Source organism: Aquimarina hainanensis (assembly GCF_042684685.1).
In the GTDB taxonomy this organism is placed as follows: domain Bacteria; phylum Bacteroidota; class Bacteroidia; order Flavobacteriales; family Flavobacteriaceae; genus Aquimarina; species Aquimarina hainanensis.
In genome coordinates, this window is sequence record NZ_JBHULX010000039.1 from 719412 (window position 1) to 737350 (window position 17939).

The window sequence follows — 17939 nt, forward strand, 5'->3', positions numbered from 1 at the left end:
TAAACTCTTTTAAACATTAATAGATATTAATTATAATCAAGTTATTTCCTTTGATTAAAACTTATATCCAACAGAAAATTGAAAAGTTTCATTTTGACTTTTTTCTCCTATTCCGCTATCATCATAATATTCGATAAACCAATAGTATATCATACATCAAAGAAAATTTCGGATTCTGGTTGATATCCCAAACCTAAATTATACCCAAAAGAATACTGACTCTTGTTTTAATATTGTCTGTATAATCATCATGTATACTCGATAAATTCAAACCTGTTTTAACCCCAAAGCGCCCTCTATCTTCTTGCGCATTCATGGTTGTGATTCCTACAATTAACATAGCTCCTAAAATCACTTTTGAAATCATTTTCAATAAAATTTTAATAGTTGTTTTGCTACAAACCTATTTTATTAAAAATGATAAAAAATTGTACCTACAGAAATTCGAAAACATCGCAACAAATCTTAAAAAAAACTTAATTTTTATAAATTCTTCAAAATCAAAAAAATTACACCTTTCCTCTAAAATGCAGTTTCTTTAACAAATGCGAAAAACCATAGTAATATTAACAAAAAAGCAATTTTATATTAAAAAAAAAGACATCAAAATCTTCATCTTTTTAAAAGAAATCCAACTGTGTTAAAATGGGAATTTTAGACTTTTTTTCACATTTTAATTCTTCTGGAATCCCTAGCTTCGATTTGTAAATTATAAACTTTATTATTACTTATTATGAAAAAATTAATGTTCACTGCACTAGCAGTTTTAGCATTTACATTTGCGAATGCTCAGGAAGAAGGATTTACTAAAGGGAGTAGCTTCGTATCAGGGTCTTTCGGATTTAATTCTGAATCTACTGGAGATGTAAAAGACAACTCTTTTAACTTTTCTCCAAGAGCTGCATACTTTCTTACAGAAAATATTGCCGCAGGAGCAAAATTAGGATTCACTTCTAGAAAACAGGAAAATGGTACTGATCCTGAAATCAAAACTAACGAATTCACTATTGGTGCATTTGGACGTTATTACTTTACTCCTGCTACAAAATTCTCTGTTTTTGCGGAATTAGAATTAGACTATAACACTAGAAAAGTAGAAGTAGGAAATGGAGATACTAAATTTAACGGATTTGGAATTGGATTTGCTCCAGGAGTAAACTATTTCTTAAACAAAAACTTCGCTATCGAGGCTACATGGGGTGCATTAAACTACCGTACATTTAAGCAAGATGTAAGTGGAGCAGAATCTACTGATAATTTTAATATTGGTGTTAACCTTGATGATATCAATTTTGGTCTTGTATACAAGTTCTAATAGTACATCACTATAGTAATAGAAAAAACCACCTTAGTTAAGGTGGTTTTTCTTTTATATATTAGTCCGATGAAATGGGAACATGCGATCAAAGATTATACATATTATCTAAAAATAGAAAGAGGATTATCCGAAAACTCAATTCATAGTTACTCCCTGGACATAAAAAAACTGCTTATCTTTTTAGAAAACAGAAAGCTACAAGTAAGTCCAATCACTATTGAAAAAGAAATTCTCCAGCAGTTTATCTATGAAATTGCCAAAATCCTAAATGAGAGGTCTCAATCCAGAGTCATATCAGGTCTCAAAAGCTTTTTTAATTATTTAGTTTTTGAAGAATACCGGGAGACAAACCCAATGGAATTAATCGAAGCCCCTAAAATAGGACGAAAACTTCCAGACACCTTATCTGTAGAAGAAATAGACATGCTGATAAACGCAATCGACTTAAGCATTGCAGAAGGAGAACGAAACAGAGCAATTATAGAAACACTGTATGGTTGCGGATTGCGAGTTAGCGAATTAACAAACCTAAAGTTATCCAATTTATTTTTTGAAGAAGGTTATATCAGTGTTATTGGTAAAGGAAACAAGCAACGGTTTATCCCTATTGGGGAGACTACTCAAAAATTTATAACCATCTACAAGAATGAATCAAGAGTGCATCTTCCAATACAAAAAGGTCATGAAGACATTTTGTTTTTAAATAGAAGAGGTCGGCAATTAACCCGGGCTATGATCTTTACAATTGTCAAACGTCTGGCAGAGAAAACGTCGCTTCAGAAAAGTATTAGCCCACATACATTTCGTCATTCATTTGCTACTCATCTGTTGGAAAACGGAGCTGACCTTAGAGCTATCCAGTTAATGTTAGGGCATGAAAGTATCACTACTACTGAGATTTACATGCACATGGATCGTACTCACCTCACAGAAATCATAAACACCTATCATCCCAGAAGATAAAAAAGATCACTCTATTAATACAAGAGTGATCTTTTTCTAAACTATTTTTGAAAGTATTAATTATCGGGTAACTCTTCCCGTAGGCACCGCATTATTTGAAGACATCTGCACAGGATTATTTGATCCTACAGTAAGTCCAGCAGTTCCACTTAGTGGTTTTATAAAGAATGGTTTCGGATCATTATCTTCATAAGGTTCGACTGTTATATATACTTTTTTTCCTACTACAGAAGCTGGGAAAATAATTCCTGTCAATGGAATCTGACTTGGTTTCACTAGGAAATCTTCTCCCGGAAAAGTTGGAACTGTCCCCCCTGATCCTTTAAAAAAATTAGCATCATCGGTAACATCTACTTTGGAAAAGGTCCCTGTAGAAACTGTTACATTATCAAATGCAACCCAACCTTCATATCGCCATCCTTCTCCTAATTCTGGTAATACCAATCCAGCTCCCGAACCTTTCATAAACCAAATCCCAAATTCCTGATTTGATGGATCAGTATCTGTTGGGGTATCCAAAAAGAATTCTCCAGATGTATTTGATAAATTCCCTACAACGGAGTTAAAGTCTAATTGTGCTGAATTTCCAGAAAAAGTTCCTTTTAATATTTTAGCCTTCGACGGAGTATTATCCGAATCCCCTACTGGCTCGATTGTTATAGAAAATTCAGTAGCTTTTTCCAGGTCTGAAGCCAAGAGCGTAAACGTCTTTTTTCCAGCAGGATCTGTAAATTTTTCTGTAGGAACCACTTTTCCTTCTACTACCAGCCATCCTTGATAAGAAGTACCTCCTGTCAATGCTTCTAATCCAATAGTATCCAGTGTCAAAGTAGCGGTTGGCGGTGCACTATCATCATCACCAGAACATGCTACTACAGCCCCTGCTAATAAGGCAAGAGTAATTGATTTGATTTTTTGTATCATCCTTTTCGCTTTTTTTATCACTTTCAAAGTTATAAATATTGTTCTTCTTTATAACATTATTGAAATCTTAAAATTGTATTTATTAACATAATTCTTTATTAAAACCACTCTTTTTAAGTCTGCGCTTGTTGTTGTGGTTGAGGAGGTGCCTTAAAAAGCTCTATAAACGAATGTCCTATATGTTCTATAATATCACCTGCAATTAATCCTTGGTACCCTCTTTGTTGTAATGCAATATCTCCTGCACTTCCGTGAAGGTACACTCCAAAGACTGCTGCCGTAACCGGATCATATCCTTGAGAAATCATCCCGATAATAACTCCTGTCAGCACATCTCCTGATCCTGCAGTAGCCATTCCTGGATTACCCGAAGTATTAACATACAAATCTTCTTTATAAACGGTAATTGTGTTCGCTCCTTTTATTACTACAACACAGTCGTATTTACTCGAAAATTCTTTGGTCTTTTCTAGTTTTTCAAAGTCATCTTTCCAGGTTCCTATAAGATGTTGTAGCTCTTTGGGATGAGGAGTAAAAACCGTTTTAGGAGGTATATTTTCTAATAGTTCAGGAGCAATTCCTATCATATTTATAGCATCCGCATCAATTACCAAAGGACTTTTATTTGATCCCAGGAAATCTGCAAAAGCAGCAATTGTTTTCTCGGCTGTCCCCATTCCTACTCCAATACCAATTGCATTATAGTGTTTTTCTAACGTAATCTTTGTCAGATAATCGTCTTCTTCATCGGTAATAACCATTGCTTCCGGAACTGAAGTTTGCAGACTATCATATCCGCATTCCGGCAGATATGCAGTTACCAGACCAGCTCCTGATCGTAAACATGCTTTGGTTGCTAACTGAACACTACCTATTTTTCCATAAGATCCTCCGATCAATAAAGAATGACCGTAAGATCCTTTATGAGCAAACTTATGCCTAGGTCTGTACAATGCTAACACTTCATTTTTACTAATTAACTCAGCAACTCCCGGAGTACTCATAATAAAATTTCTATCCAAACCTATATCTATCACCTCTAATTCTTGGGTATACTGTCCGGTCTCTGGCAGGAAGAAGACTAATTTTGGTAATTGAAAAGTTACCGTTACCGATGCATAAATCACTCCTTCTCTATCATCAGGTGCTTTATTAGAATACAAGCCCGAAGGGACATCTACTGATAATGTAAAACATCTGGAGTTATTAATATGCTTGATCAAAGAGGTTACCCAGGGAACAATCGGTCTATTCAATCCTATCCCAAAAATGGCATCTATGACCATATCTTCTTTTCTGATTTCAGGAAAATCTTCTTCGCATTTTAACTGAATAGGCCATTCCTTTGATACACTTTTGAGACGATCGTATTTTTCCAAAAATAATGCAGATCGGTTATCACTAAAATTAACTATATATGTTTTAACATGATACCCGTGCTCTTGTAACAATCTGGAGATTACCAAACCATCTCCTCCATTATTTCCTAACCCGCAAAATACATGAATAGGTATAGGAGCCCCCTGTAATCGCTGATGTAACAAATTAAAAATTTGTGTAGCTGCATGTTCCATTAATTGAGACGAACTAATCTGATGTGTCTGCATCGTAGCTTCGTCTGCTTTTCTCATTTGTTCTGGAGAGTATATCTTCATCCTAATAATTATATTATTTTTTTACTCACTGATATGATCAATTGAGTCCTTGATATCTTATTTTTAATTCCTTTATTTATTTTTTATTCCCTTTTACTATGTCAATAATAGCTTTTTTTTCTTCAATTTATAAAACATTCAGTAAGAAAAAGAAGTCTCTTCTTGTTGAATTTTAGACTTTTTTATTGATTAACAAAAAAATCAATCAATTCTTTATCGAATTAATAAAAATAAAAGAAAGTCATTCTTTTTATTTTGCCACAAAAGAACAAAATTATACTTTTGATCCAAGAAATTATAAAAAACAAATGTTAAGCAGTCTTTCCATATCGGAATTTAATATCGCTACAAAAGTTGCTACCACAGCAACTACGGGCTGCTCTATTCATACATTTGGCATTACTACTTCTACTATTATTACAACTATTACCCCTTAGGGGTTTATTGTATACATATCACCACCGGAGAAGAAGTACGCAATTCTAAAAAGAAATGCCGAAACGCAAACTATAATTTTATAAACACCAACACACATACATAATCATGAAGGTTCTAAAATTTGGAGGTTCCTCAGTAGCAAATGCAAAAACGATAGACAAGGTCATCGAAATTATTAATGAGCAATCAAATAAACAACAAGTATATGTTGTTGTTTCTGCTCTCGGAGGCATTACAGACTTGTTATTACAGGCAGGGAATGAAGCTTCTACCAATGATAATAATTACAAAAACACCTTAAAAACTATTGATGAGAGACATATGGAAACAGTCAAAGGGCTTATTCCTATTGTTTCTCAAAGTGCTATAATCAGTAAGGTTCGATCAGAATTAAATAAGCTGGAATCCATATGCGAAGGAATCTTTTTACTAAAAGAGTTATCCCCAAAGACAGCTGCAGTTATTGCTGGATTCGGAGAGCTATTGTCCTCCTATATCATTGCAGAAGCTATGAAAGTAAAGGAAATCGATTGTAGTCTACAAGATTCCAGAGCATTTATTATTACAGGAGATCAGCAAAAAGTAATGGTAGATTATGAAGAAACCAATGCCAGAATCAATTCATTACACACGAATAACAAACATAAAATCACTTTATTTCCAGGATTTATATCCAGAACAAAAGAAGGAGAACCTTCTACATTAGGTAGAGGTGGGTCTGATTTTACTGCTGCTATAATAGCAGCTGCAATTAATGCAGAAGAATTACAAATATGGACAGATGTAAGTGGAATGTACACTGCTAATCCAAAATTAGTAAAACAAGCAAAACCTGTAGCACATATCACATATCAGGAAGCTATGGAGCTATCCCATTTTGGTGCAAAAGTAATCTACCCTCCTACCATACATCCTATCTTAGAAAAAGATATTCCAATTGTTATAAAAAACACTTTTGATCCTGAAAATAACGGAACTTTAATAACGCGTGAATTGGCTGGAAGTCAAAAAGCTGTAACAGGAATCAGCCATATCGATGATATCGCTATTTTATCACTGGAAGGAAGTGGCATGGTAGGCATTCCCGGATTTTCTAAGCGATTGTTCGAAACACTGTTTTTAGAAAACATCAATGTGATTCTAATTACGCAAGCCTCTTCTGAGCATTCTATATGTCTGGCTATTGAAAAATCAGAAGCCTCAAAAGCAAAAGCTGCACTAGATAGTGTATTTGAATTTGAGATTTCCAAGCACAAATTAGCTCCTGTAAAAATAGAAAACGATATCGCCATTATCGCACTGGTAGGTGATAATATGTATAAACACCAGGGACTAAGTGGAAAAATGTTTAGCACACTTGGCAAAAACAATGTAAATATCAGAGCAATTGCTCAAGGAGCATCAGAAAAAAACATTTCTGTAGTTATAGAAAAAAAGGATGTAAAAAAAGCACTAAACATTCTCCATGAACAATTCTTTGAAGTCAAAACAAAACAATTGAATCTGTTTATTACCGGAGTAGGAAATGTAGGTAGTAAACTAATGGAACAATTAAGCCAGCAAAAAGAGTATTTAAAAAATAAACTTCGATTAAAAATACGGGTAGTTGCTATTTCTAATTCAAGAACAATGATTTTCGACGAATCAGGAATTAAATTAAGTAATTGGGAAGAAAAACTGGCTCAGGGAGAAGAAGCTAATGCTGATGCATTTTTTGAAAAAGCAAAAGAAATGAACCTGCGTAACTCTATATTTGTAGATAATACTGCAAATCCTAATATTGCCAGAGTTTACAAAAAATACTTAGCTGAGAGTATGGCTGTAGTAACCTGCAATAAAATTGCTTGTGCAGACGATTATGTTAATTACGAAGAATTACAGGAATTATCCAGAAAATTCAATGCCCCTTTCTTATATGAAACTAATGTAGGTGCCGGCTTACCAATTATTGATACCTTAAATAATTTAATTGCTTCTGGGGATCATGTTCATAAAATCCAAGCTGTTTTATCCGGAAGTTTAAACTTTGTATTCAACAATTATAAAGAAGGAGTTTCTTTTCACGATGTAGTAAAAGAAGCACAGGAACAAGGATATACAGAACCAGATCCTAAAATAGATTTGAGTGGTGTTGATGTTGCAAGAAAAATTTTAATCCTTGCCAGAGAAAGTGGTCGTGTTTTGGAACTGGAAGATATTAAGAAAGAAGCTTTCTTACCTCAGGAAAGTCTGGATACAGAAAATGTCCCCCTCTTCTTTGATTCATTAAAAACTAATGAGGCACATTTTTCAAACATTCTGGAGAAGGCAAATAAAGAATCCTGCAGATTGAAATATGTCGCTCAATATTCTGAAGAAGAAGCAAAAGTAGGTCTGGAGTATATTCCAGCAGACCATCCTTTTTACAATCTGGAAGGAAGTGATAACATCGTTTTATTCTATACAGATCGTTATCCAAAACAACCATTAATTGTCAAAGGAGCCGGAGCCGGAGCTGATGTAACTGCCTCTGGTATTTTTGCAGATATTATCCGAATCGGTAAAAATTAAAAAAATGCGAATCCCCAAAATAGCGTTTAAGTACTAATAAATATGGATTTAAAAACACAAGACCAATAATGGATTCTCTAAAAATTTTTGCTCCGGCAACGGTAGCCAACCTCTCCTGTGGTTTTGATGTCATGGGATGCTGCCTCGATACGGTAGGTGATGAAATGATTATTTCAAAAGTAGCAGAACCTGGTATTAAAATCACGAAAATTGAAGGTGCGGACCTTCCCATGGAAACTCATAAAAATGTAGCAGGAGTAGCTGTAGAGGCCCTCCTGCAAAAATTAGGTAAGGATGTCGGTATTCACATCGAGATATACAAAAAGATTAAAGCAGGAAGTGGTATTGGTAGTAGTGCAGCTAGTAGTGCAGGAGCAGTATGGGCTGTAAATAAACTACTGGGTAGCCCTTTCTCTCCTACTGAATTAATTTCTTTTGCAATGGAAGGAGAAAAATTAGCCAGTGGAAATGCACATGCAGATAATGTGGCTCCTGCCCTTCTTGGAGGTTTTACACTTGTACGAAGTTATTCTCCTTTGGATGTCTTAAAGCTGAATACTCCCCAGGATTTATTTATGACAGTAATTCATCCGCAAATCGAAGTAAAAACTTCCGATTCCAGATCGGTTATTAAACATACTGTCCCATTGACTAAAGCAATTCATCAATGGGGTAATGTCGGAGGTTTAGTTACTGGTTTATTTACCGAAAACTATGAATTAATAGGAAGAAGTTTAGAAGATGTAATCATAGAACCATTGCGATCTATTCTAATTCCTGAATTCCAAACTGTGAAAGAAGCTGCCCTATCCAATGGCGCATTAGGCGCTGGAATTTCCGGTTCCGGTCCTTCTATATTTTCTTTATGCAAAGGGATCGATACGGCTCAAAAAGTAGCCTCAGAAATTGAAAAAATCTATACTAAAACAGGTCTTGATTTTGATATTCATGTATCAAAAATTAACGATCAGGGAATACGAATACTTAATTAAAAATACATGAATTACTATAGTCTGAATAACAATGCACCTTCTGTAAGTTTTGCTGAAGCTGTTGTAAAAGGGTTAGCCCCAGACAGAGGGCTTTATTTTCCAGAAAACATACAACCACTACCTGCTTCGTTCTTTGAAAATATTGAAACATTAGATACGGTAGAAATTGCCTATCAATCAATTAAGCAGTTTATTGGAGATGAAATCCCTGAAACCGAATTAAGAGATATTCTCAAAGATGTACTGAGTTTTGATTTTCCGGTAGTAGAAATTGAAGATAATATAGGAACCCTTGAGTTATTTCATGGTCCTACAATGGCATTTAAAGACGTTGGAGCCCGTTTTATGGCGCGTTGTCTTGGGTATTTTAACCAAAATAACAACAATAAAGTTACTGTTCTGGTTGCAACATCAGGAGATACAGGAGGGGCTGTAGCAAATGGGTTTCTCGGTGTAAAAGGTGTGGATGTTGTTATTTTATATCCTTCTGGAAAAGTAAGCGATATTCAAGAAAAACAATTGACAACTCTCGGTCAGAACATTACGGCATTAGAAGTCGAAGGAGTCTTTGACGATTGTCAGGATATGGTGAAAACCGCTTTTTTAGATGAAGAAATCTCCTCTGTAAAACAACTAACATCTGCTAATTCAATTAATGTTGCCCGATGGCTTCCTCAATTGTTTTATTTTATGTTTGCATATAAACAAGTTAAACAGAAAGGAAAAGAAATCGTTTTTTCTGTTCCAAGTGGTAATTTTGGAAATATTTGTGCTGGTATTGTTGCGAACAAACTTGGATTACCTGTAAAACATTTTATAGCTGCGACCAATGTTAATGATACAGTTGTTAGGTATCTTCAATCCGAAAAATATGATCCAAAACCATCCAAAGCAACTATTTCTAATGCCATGGATGTAAGCAATCCTAGTAATTTTGTAAGAATACAACAATTGTTCAATAACAATTTCCATGAACTAAAGGATGATTTTTCTGCATATAGCTTTGATGATGAACAAACAAAAGCGACTATGAAAGCAGTTTATAATACTACTAAGTATATTGCAGATCCACATGGAGCCATTGGGTATATGGGACTAAAAGAACATACGCTTACCGACAATCAATACGGAATTTTTTTAGAGACTGCACACCCTGTCAAGTTCCTGGATACCGTAGAATCAACTATTAATACTACTGTAGAGATTCCTACCCAGATAAGAAAAGTGATGAATAAGGAGAAAAAAAGTATTCATATTAAAAGTTATGATGAATTAAAAAAGTTCTTACTACAATAGTAGTAAGAACTTTTTTCTATTTTATTTGGTAATATAATTTATCTAATAAGATAATGACCTCATTACTTTAAAAACAACCTCTGAGACATACACAAGGTATAAAAAGTTTACCGTCGTATATTTATCTGCTGTTTGATGCGCATATGGCGAGTTATCTCCGTTTTTTAATTCGGCTGTAATTGTTATTGTTTCAAAACCTAAATTAGAAAAAACTCTACTTTCTGGTGTTGCAACCAATCGCTTAAACACAGGTCTTGTTGCTTCACTTCTATACAAGGATTCTAATCCTATATTCGATGTTAATAATTCAATAGCACGATCTTCATCATTATCCCATCCAATATAATCTACTCTGTGCATGGAATGTACTTTTGTTTCATCTTTCTTCAACTTACTTGAAAATATTTTGCAACCAGCCATATTTGCTTCTTGCTGATCAAAAAATACAATCATAAAATTGCGGTTTCTCTCAGAAAGTCCCATCAATTTATTTGCTACATAATACATAAGAGCTACTCCAGTAGCATTATGTACGGCTCCCGGACTTCCTTTTGCCGTGTCATAATGAGCTGTTAGAATTACATATTCATCACTCCCATTTGTAGCTTCTATTTCTGCATATACATTTACTCCACTATATTGCTTTCCTTTACTGTCCTGCGCATCATAGGAATGTCGCTTGGGACTTAATCCAATATCTTTTAATGAATTAAACAAAAAATCTGCTGTTATTTTTCTCTCTGAAGAACTCGCTCTACTTGTTAACTTCTTTTTACCTTTTATAGGCTTATGTCCCGTAAGCTTAGCAACAACTTCTTTTTGGAAGTTAATAATGTCAGCTTCATACTTGGTTCCCCCCTCCTGAGAGAAAGAAAACTGAAACAATAATATCAATAATAGTAAAAGTACCTTCTTATAATCACACATTTTCATATTAAACATTTTGCTTTAAACCTTTTTCCCTTTTTTAAGATACAAATTTATAAAAGAATAAAATAATACTACAATTTAGTACTTTTATTTTATAATAAATAATATCGTCATACATGTCAACTTCAAAAATTATACCATTTATCTGTATTGTTACTTTATTCATTCAATGCAAAGAACAAAACCCATCACATTTACTATCGACTCCAATTAACTGGAAAACAGAGACTTTAGAATTTCCTTTTGAGTTTGCTCCAGATCTAAAATATACAGGAATTTCGGACATCCGATTTGCTCCAGGCTGGAAAGATGCCCAATCCATGGAATACTTTTCCTATACATTTTTATGGGCTCTCAATGAAAACCCGAAACTCTCTGCAAAAAAATTAGAAACAGAAATGGTCTCTTACTTTTTTGGGTTAATGGACATGGTATCACCTGATAAACTAGATAAGCAGAAAACCAATGCTTTTTTTGAAAAAGTAGATGAACACACCTACATAGGAAAAGTACTTACTCATGATGCTTTTATCACAAAAAAGAATATCAAATTAAACCTGATAGTAACACACTCTTATTGTCCAACTATCAAAAAACACTACATAAAGTTTAATGTATCCCCCCAACATATCAATCATAAAATATGGAGTACCCTAGAACATATAACTCCCATTACCCCCTGTAAGTAAGGGAATTTACTATCATTTTATTCGTGGTTATTATCCTATCATTGTTTTTGTAAAAATGTATCATATTATACAACTATTGATATTTTGTGTATTAAGCATAAAAAGGATTGTATAGCAATACAAAGTTTGCTACTTTCGGCAATAAATTTTTGACAGACAATAAATAAGTTATAAAATCTCAACAACATGAAAAATACTGCATTGACAGAAACTCACATTGCCTTAGGTGCTAAAATGGTGCCGTTTGCAGGATATAATATGCCTGTTTCATACGAAGGTGTCAATATAGAACATGAAACTGTTCGTAATGGCGTTGGAGTTTTTGATGTGTCTCATATGGGAGAATTTTCAATTAAAGGTCCTAACGCTTTAGAACTCATTCAAAAAGTTACTTCTAATGATGCGTCTAAATTGGTCGATGGAAAAGCACAATACAGTTGCTTACCAAACGATAAAGGAGGAATTGTAGACGATCTTATTGTTTACAGAAAATCTGAAGAAGAATATTTATTAGTTGTCAATGCCTCTAATATAGAAAAAGACTGGAACTGGATTAGTCAATTTAATACAATGGGAGCAGAAATGAGTGATCTGTCGGAAGAGTACTCCTTATTAGCTATCCAAGGACCTAAAGCTGCAGAAGCAATGCAATCGTTAACTTCTGTAGATTTAACAAACATGAAATTTTACACTTTTGAAGTGAATGAATTTGCCGGAGTTAAAGATATCATCATCTCTGCAACCGGATATACAGGTAGTGGTGGTTTTGAAATTTACTGTAAAAACAAAGACGTAAAACAAGTATGGGACAAGGTATTTGAAGCGGGAGCAACATACGGTATCAAACCTATAGGATTAGCAGCAAGAGACACCTTACGTCTGGAAATGGGTTACTGCTTATATGGTAATGATATTAACGACACTACTTCTCCTTTAGAAGCTGGACTAGGATGGATTACTAAATTCTCTAAAGACTTCGTTAATTCAGAAGCTTTAGCTAAACAAAAAGAAGAAGGTGTTTCCAGAAAATTAGTAGCTTTTGAATTGGATGGAAAAGGGATTCCAAGACAAGGGTATGACATTGTTGACGCTGATGGTAGTGCTATTGGAGAGGTTACTTCTGGAACTATGTCTCCTTCTCTGGAAAAAGGAATTGGACTCGGATATGTCCCTAAATCATTATCGGCAGCAGGAAGTAAAGTAAATATTCAAATAAGAAAAAAAGTAGTTCCTGCAACGGTTGTTAAACTTCCTTTTTACAAAGGCTAATTAACAAATTCTTGTTATAAATATAATCGTATTTTAGTAAGTTTCGAGAAGAAAGAAGCATATTCAGTATTCTCGAAACTTCTTTTTTGTTATTAAATCTAATATTTTTGAAACGTATTCTTATTATAGGAGGTAGTGGTTTTATAGGCAATGCTTTATACAAAGAGCTCTGTCCATATTATGATACATATGCTACTTATTGTACAGATAATAGTTTCTATGATAAGAATCAAAAATTTTTTCAGCTAGACATAGAAAAAGAGGATATTACAATCCTGCTTGATAGCCTTAAACCTACAGTGCTTATATCTGCCATCAGAGGAAATTTCAATTCACTCTGGGAAACTCACTTAAAAATTCTCTTTTGGCTTCAAAAAAACAATTGCAAATTTATCTTTCTATCGAGTGCTAATGTCTTTGACTCTTTTACGAATTATCCTTCTTATGAGTTTGATAAAACATTGAGTGACAGCATTTATGGGCGTTATAAAATAAAAGTAGAAAATGCCATCATGCGATTGCCTAATAATATTCATACAATTGTACGGATCCCTATGATTTTCGGAGCTGGGAGCCCTAGAATAGAACTATTAAAACAGCAACATGAGTTTAATGTTCCTATTGAAGTTTTTCCTAATGTAATTATCAATGCTACCTCAATTAATAAACTCACGCAACAACTCCACTATATAATAAACAGAAACAAAAAAGGAATATTCCACCTGGGTAGTAAGGACCTTACCTATCATTATGATCTGATTAAAGAAATTTGTGATTTTCTCGGATTAAATACCCCTGTTTTCAAGCAAGTATTTGATTCAAATGATGATCGATACCTGGCTGTACTTCCTAAAGATAACATGCTTCCTAAAAACCTGATCAACACGATTCAGCAAGTTATAAATGCTTCGCTTTTGAAATAAATAATTCGTATCTTTATAGTACTTTTACACAGATAGAATATGGCTATTCCAAACGATAAAAAAATTATACTTTTTGACGGGGTTTGTAACCTTTGTAATAATGCGGTAAATTTTATCATTAAGCATGATAAAAATGATATGTTTAGATATGCATCGCTACAAAGTGATATAGGAATTCAGTTAGCCAAAGAGCGTAATATCGATGCCACTAAACTGGATTCTATTCTTCTTATTGATCCCGGAGTGGCTTATTATCATAAATCTTCTGCTGCACTTCATATTGCTAAACATTTATCCGGAGCATATCCATTAATCTACGCTGGTATTATTTTACCGAAGTTTTTTAGAGATTGGATGTATGATTTGATTGCTAAAAACAGGTATAAGTGGTTTGGAAAGAAAAATTCTTGTATGATACCTACGCCGCAGTTAAAGGCATTATTTATAGACAATTAAAAAGGAAAGATTGGTTGGTTATAAGACGGTTGTGCTAAAATTGTCTACTTAGCTTTCTTCTGCATCAATGGTTTCTATTTTATTTACTTGTTGCTCTCCCGATTTTACTTGATACTTTTTTCGCAATTTCTCTGATTCGGTATTTATCTTATTGACATTATCTATATGTACTACACTGAGGCAGATAACTGCTACTGTCAGTAACACTAAGGGTAAAAATAGTCTTTTCATGGTTTTATGTTTAAGAGTCTGTAAATCTTTATTCAAAAGTATGCTAATTTATACCGCAAGTTAAGGGGAGTTGGACTAAAATAAAATAGGGGTTTTCCCCCTTTTTTCAATTGATTTTCTGTAAGAAACCGTAAAAAACACCTTTTTAAACATCTTTACATACAGATTATCAACTATTTAAGATCAAGAAAAAACGTTTTTATAATACACAAATAATTTTCTTTAAGAAATGTTTATCACCCCGCTCAAAAAAAGCTTCTGAATAATTCCAGAAGCTTTTTTATATGCTTTTTTACTATAACTCATAATTCCTTATTCATACTTAATTATAAGCACTCATAAAAAGTTAGGTCAACGTTTATTTACTATTTATACATATTCATTAATATCCTCATCTCCATTAAAAACACTAATAATTAATAAAATTGAAAAAAGAATTAAAAAAACTAAATAAGAGTCTCTCATTTCAAAACATTTTTACTTTAACTCCAGCCGAGATATGATCTTTATAGAAACTCTCTCGAACGTAAAATTCATTTCATAATAGAATACCTCCCGTATTTCCACTGAGGCAATTTACTATTAGATTCAAATGTTTCGAATGCGTTGCGTCAAATTATCAATTATTTTTCCTGGTAATTATCATCCCAATTTTTGACATTGGGTTCGCCTAATTTCCCTACTGATTTTGCGACTATCATAGATACAGCAGCATCTCCTGTAACATTAACAGTTGTCCTGCACATATCCAAAGGACGATCTACAGCAAAAATCAATGCTAAACCTGCTTCCGGGATTCCTGCTTGTGCCAATACTATCACTAACATAACCATTCCTGCTCCTGGTACAGCGGCAGAACCGATAGATGCTAATGTTGCTGTGGCAATAATTCCCAGTTGTGTAGTAAATGATAAATCCATTCCGAAGGCCTGTGCTATAAAAACTGCTGCTACAGCCTGATATAAACTTGTCCCATCCATATTGATAGTTGCTCCGATTGGCAGGACAAAACTAGTCACCTCTTTTTCTACTCCCAGGTGCTCTTCTACCCGTTCCATTGTCACAGGCAATGTAGCTGCACTGGAGCTAGTCGAAAAGGCTAATAACTGGGCTGGAGAGATTCCATTAATAAAAGAAATCGGAGGTCTTTTAGTAACTACCCATACAAAAAAGATATATACCCCAATCATCAATAACAAACCAACGACAACACATATTGCATAGAGTGCTAGTGCTTTAAACAAATCTGTACTGGGAGATTCGACAACAAGTGCTGCTAAAAGAGCAAAAACTCCATAAGGTGCGACCAACATAATCAAATCAATCATTTTGAGAATCACTTCATTAAAGCCATCAAAAAATGCTTTGACAGGTCGTGCTTTTTCTTCTGGTATCAGAATTAATCCAATCCCAAAAAAGATAGCAAAGAAAATCACCTGAAGCATATTTCTATTGTCTCCGGATGCTTTTATTATATTATCAGGTACTAAATCTATCAATGCTTGTAGAGGACCTGCACTTTTTTGTTTTTCTGCTGCGGCTATTTTACTCCCTGCATCCCCTTTATAACTTTCGATCAACTGATTTCTTGTTTGATCTGTAATCGTATTTCCAGGTTTCACTATATTAACAACTAACAATCCGATACTAACCGCAATAATGGTTGTCATAATATAGGTTCCGATTGTCCTCCCTCCCATTTTAGATAATTTAGAGATATCTTTAAGATCAGAAACTCCTTTAATCAATGAGGCTAAAATAAGAGGAACCGCTATCAATTTTAGTGCATTTATAAAAATGGTACCAAAGGGTTTTATCCAATCTTTAATAATGTCCGCTCCCCAACTATATCTGGATAATAGAATAGCAAATAAAACTCCCGAAGCCATTCCTATTAAAATCTGCCAATGTAATGCCAGTTTTTTCATATAATTTTGTTATCGATTTATTATTTTTTTGTAAAAACAGCGTTCAAGATATAAATTAAAAAACAAAAGCGGTAACCTTTTTTTAAGATTACCGCAATATTCTATTATTAGGATTATTTCTTATTTTTTTGCTGCTCTGTTAATCAACCAATAATCAACCAATACCAAAGCTGCCATAGCTTCTACAATCGGAACTGCTCTGGGAACCACACAGGGATCATGTCTTCCTTTTCCTTGCATAGTGACAATATTCCCTTCTTTATCGATTGTTTTCTGATCTTGCATAATAGTCGCCACAGGTTTAAACGCTACATTAAAATAGATGTCCATGCCGTTAGAGATCCCACCTTGAATTCCTCCAGAGAGATTTGTTTTAGTGGATCCATCTTCATTAAAAAGGTCGTTATGTTGGCTTCCTTTTAGTTTAGCTCCTTCAAAACCACTTCCATATTCAAACCCCTTTACTGCATTAATCGATAACATTGCTTTCCCTAAGGCTGCATGCAACCTGTCAAATACCGGTTCTCCTAACCCTATTGGCACCCCAGAAATAACACAACTAACCACACCCCCTACAGTATCTCCTTCTTTTCTGATTTGTTTAATATACTGCTCCATTTCTGCAGCTTTTTCTACATCTGGACAACGAACAATGTTACTTTCTGTTAATGATAAATCTAATGTTGTATAGTCTTTATCGATATCAATATTTCCAACTCGACTCACATATGCATTAAATTTTAGATTTGTTAGCACCTGTTTGGCAATTGCTCCTGCAACCACTCTACATGCTGTTTCCCTGGCAGAAGAACGTCCCCCTCCTCTATAGTCGCGTATTCCGTATTTTTTATCATAGGTATAGTCTGCATGAGAAGGCCTGAAAGAATCTTTTATATGAGAATAATCTTTTGATTTTTGGTTTGCATTTTTTATCACAAATCCAATAGGTGTACCTGTAGTAATTCCTTCAAAAATTCCTGAATAAAATTCTACCGTATCAGGTTCTTTTCTCTGAGTCACAATTGCGGATTGCCCAGGTTTTCTCCTATCTAATTCTGCTTGTATGAATTCTAAGTCTATAGAAACTCCTGCCGGGCAACCATCGATTATCCCTCCTATTGCAATTCCATGAGATTCTCCAAAAGTAGTTACCTTAAACAAGGTTCCAAAAGTGTTTCCTGCCATTACTAACAATTTTTAACAAATGTAAATGTAATCTATAAAAACTACACTCTTATTATGGATAAATCACCCTTTAATTAGAAAATTTATGGTTTTAAAAATAACTACCTGTTTTCTTTTATAATTCATTGCTCTGATGTACTGTTTATTACAAAAAAATCAATGATTTTTTATTCGAACTATCATATTACTTCT

17 protein-coding genes are annotated in these 17939 nt (G+C 34.0%); 10 read left to right on the forward strand and 7 right to left on the reverse strand.

Going from position 1 to position 17939, the window contains the following annotated elements; genetic code table 11:
* Positions 1–193 precede the first annotated feature (193 nt).
* The gene (locus ACFSTE_RS19105) at positions 194–367 is read right to left on the reverse strand and encodes a hypothetical protein (RefSeq protein WP_378255143.1); all 174 of its coding nucleotides are present in this window, start codon (positions 365–367) and stop codon (positions 194–196) included.
* A gap of 366 nt (positions 368–733) precedes the next feature.
* Here ACFSTE_RS19105 and ACFSTE_RS19110 point away from each other — a divergent pair, with 366 nt between their 5' ends.
* Together ACFSTE_RS19110 and ACFSTE_RS19115 are read left to right on the forward strand one after the other, a co-directional pair.
* Positions 734–1315 (forward strand): porin family protein, encoded by a 582-nt coding sequence (locus ACFSTE_RS19110; RefSeq protein WP_378255145.1) that lies wholly within the window; start codon positions 734–736, stop codon positions 1313–1315.
* Positions 1316–1384: 69 nt separating this feature from the next.
* A complete protein-coding gene (locus ACFSTE_RS19115; protein ID WP_176030070.1) occupies positions 1385–2281 on the forward strand; it encodes a site-specific tyrosine recombinase in 897 nt (298 codons plus the stop codon).
* 60 nt (positions 2282–2341) lie between these two features.
* On the opposite strand, the gene ACFSTE_RS19120 is transcribed toward ACFSTE_RS19115, so the two are convergent.
* Together ACFSTE_RS19120 and ACFSTE_RS19125 are read right to left on the reverse strand one after the other, a co-directional pair.
* A complete protein-coding gene (locus tag ACFSTE_RS19120) occupies positions 2342–3205 on the reverse strand; it encodes an anti-sigma factor (RefSeq protein ID WP_176030069.1) in 864 nt (287 codons plus the stop codon).
* A gap of 113 nt (positions 3206–3318) precedes the next feature.
* A complete protein-coding gene (locus ACFSTE_RS19125) occupies positions 3319–4860 on the reverse strand; it encodes an NAD(P)H-hydrate dehydratase (protein ID WP_378255147.1) in 1542 nt (513 codons plus the stop codon).
* A gap of 185 nt (positions 4861–5045) precedes the next feature.
* On the opposite strand from ACFSTE_RS19125, the gene ACFSTE_RS19130 reads away from it, so the two are divergent.
* From ACFSTE_RS19130 to thrC, 4 genes are all read left to right on the forward strand, one after another.
* Positions 5046–5297: a hypothetical protein gene (locus tag ACFSTE_RS19130; RefSeq protein WP_176030067.1), complete on the forward strand. Its 252-nt coding sequence runs from the start codon at positions 5046–5048 to the stop codon at positions 5295–5297.
* 106 nt (positions 5298–5403) lie between these two features.
* Complete coding sequence (gene thrA, locus ACFSTE_RS19135; protein WP_378255150.1) at positions 5404–7848, forward strand: bifunctional aspartate kinase/homoserine dehydrogenase I; 2445 nt, start codon at positions 5404–5406, stop codon at positions 7846–7848.
* Positions 7849–7916: 68 nt separating this feature from the next.
* A complete protein-coding gene (locus ACFSTE_RS19140; RefSeq protein WP_176030065.1) occupies positions 7917–8840 on the forward strand; it encodes a homoserine kinase in 924 nt (307 codons plus the stop codon).
* 6 nt (positions 8841–8846) lie between these two features.
* A complete protein-coding gene (gene thrC / locus ACFSTE_RS19145) occupies positions 8847–10136 on the forward strand; it encodes a threonine synthase (protein WP_176030064.1) in 1290 nt (429 codons plus the stop codon).
* Between the two features lie 42 nt (positions 10137–10178).
* Here thrC and ACFSTE_RS19150 read toward each other — a convergent pair whose 3' ends face one another.
* Positions 10179–11069 (reverse strand): M28 family metallopeptidase, encoded by an 891-nt coding sequence (locus ACFSTE_RS19150; RefSeq protein ID WP_378255153.1) that lies wholly within the window; start codon positions 11067–11069, stop codon positions 10179–10181.
* Between the two features lie 113 nt (positions 11070–11182).
* Here ACFSTE_RS19150 and ACFSTE_RS19155 point away from each other — a divergent pair, with 113 nt between their 5' ends.
* The 4 genes from ACFSTE_RS19155 (at position 11183) to ACFSTE_RS19170 (ending at position 14403) form a co-directional block, all read left to right on the forward strand.
* Positions 11183–11755, forward strand: coding sequence for a hypothetical protein (locus ACFSTE_RS19155; RefSeq protein ID WP_378255155.1), 573 nt, complete (start codon positions 11183–11185; stop codon positions 11753–11755).
* 186 nt (positions 11756–11941) lie between these two features.
* The gene (gene gcvT, locus ACFSTE_RS19160) at positions 11942–13024 is read left to right on the forward strand and encodes a glycine cleavage system aminomethyltransferase GcvT (protein ID WP_378255157.1); all 1083 of its coding nucleotides are present in this window, start codon (positions 11942–11944) and stop codon (positions 13022–13024) included.
* A 107-nt stretch (positions 13025–13131) separates the two neighbouring features.
* On the forward strand, positions 13132–13947 hold the full coding sequence (locus ACFSTE_RS19165) for a sugar nucleotide-binding protein (RefSeq protein WP_378255159.1): 816 nt from the start codon (positions 13132–13134) through the stop codon (positions 13945–13947).
* 39 nt (positions 13948–13986) lie between these two features.
* Entirely contained in the window at positions 13987–14403 is a 417-nt protein-coding gene (locus ACFSTE_RS19170) for a thiol-disulfide oxidoreductase DCC family protein (RefSeq protein ID WP_378255161.1), read from the forward strand.
* A 48-nt stretch (positions 14404–14451) separates the two neighbouring features.
* On the opposite strand, the gene ACFSTE_RS19175 is transcribed toward ACFSTE_RS19170, so the two are convergent.
* The 3 genes from ACFSTE_RS19175 to aroC form a co-directional block, all read right to left on the reverse strand.
* Positions 14452–14634 carry a hypothetical protein gene (locus tag ACFSTE_RS19175; RefSeq protein WP_378255163.1) on the reverse strand — a complete coding sequence of 61 codons (183 nt, stop codon included), beginning with the start codon at positions 14632–14634 and terminating at the stop codon, positions 14452–14454.
* Positions 14635–15257: 623 nt separating this feature from the next.
* Positions 15258–16562, reverse strand: coding sequence for a dicarboxylate/amino acid:cation symporter (locus ACFSTE_RS19180; protein ID WP_176030057.1), 1305 nt, complete (start codon positions 16560–16562; stop codon positions 15258–15260).
* A 120-nt stretch (positions 16563–16682) separates the two neighbouring features.
* Positions 16683–17747, reverse strand: coding sequence for a chorismate synthase (aroC, locus tag ACFSTE_RS19185; protein ID WP_378255165.1), 1065 nt, complete (start codon positions 17745–17747; stop codon positions 16683–16685).
* Positions 17748–17939 lie beyond the last annotated feature (192 nt).

Bases quoted from the DNA above. Each gene is read 5' to 3' on its own strand.
- gcvT (WP_378255157.1), top strand. From the start codon at position 11,942: ATGAAAAATACTGCATTGACAGAAACTCACATTGCCTTAGGTGCTAAA.
- ACFSTE_RS19105 (WP_378255143.1), bottom strand. From the start codon at position 367: ATGATTTCAAAAGTGATTTTAGGAGCTATGTTAATTGTAGGAATCACA.
- ACFSTE_RS19155 (WP_378255155.1), top strand. From the start codon at position 11,183: ATGTCAACTTCAAAAATTATACCATTTATCTGTATTGTTACTTTATTC.
- ACFSTE_RS19125 (WP_378255147.1), bottom strand. From the start codon at position 4,860: ATGAAGATATACTCTCCAGAACAAATGAGAAAAGCAGACGAAGCTACG.
- thrA (WP_378255150.1), top strand. From the start codon at position 5,404: ATGAAGGTTCTAAAATTTGGAGGTTCCTCAGTAGCAAATGCAAAAACG.
- ACFSTE_RS19115 (WP_176030070.1), top strand. From the start codon at position 1,385: ATGAAATGGGAACATGCGATCAAAGATTATACATATTATCTAAAAATA.
- ACFSTE_RS19180 (WP_176030057.1), bottom strand. From the start codon at position 16,562: ATGAAAAAACTGGCATTACATTGGCAGATTTTAATAGGAATGGCTTCG.
- ACFSTE_RS19110 (WP_378255145.1), top strand. From the start codon at position 734: ATGAAAAAATTAATGTTCACTGCACTAGCAGTTTTAGCATTTACATTT.
- ACFSTE_RS19170 (WP_378255161.1), top strand. From the start codon at position 13,987: ATGGCTATTCCAAACGATAAAAAAATTATACTTTTTGACGGGGTTTGT.
- ACFSTE_RS19150 (WP_378255153.1), bottom strand. From the start codon at position 11,069: ATGAAAATGTGTGATTATAAGAAGGTACTTTTACTATTATTGATATTA.
- aroC (WP_378255165.1), bottom strand. From the start codon at position 17,747: ATGGCAGGAAACACTTTTGGAACCTTGTTTAAGGTAACTACTTTTGGA.
- thrC (WP_176030064.1), top strand. From the start codon at position 8,847: ATGAATTACTATAGTCTGAATAACAATGCACCTTCTGTAAGTTTTGCT.
- ACFSTE_RS19175 (WP_378255163.1), bottom strand. From the start codon at position 14,634: ATGAAAAGACTATTTTTACCCTTAGTGTTACTGACAGTAGCAGTTATC.
- ACFSTE_RS19140 (WP_176030065.1), top strand. From the start codon at position 7,917: ATGGATTCTCTAAAAATTTTTGCTCCGGCAACGGTAGCCAACCTCTCC.
- ACFSTE_RS19120 (WP_176030069.1), bottom strand. From the start codon at position 3,205: ATGATACAAAAAATCAAATCAATTACTCTTGCCTTATTAGCAGGGGCT.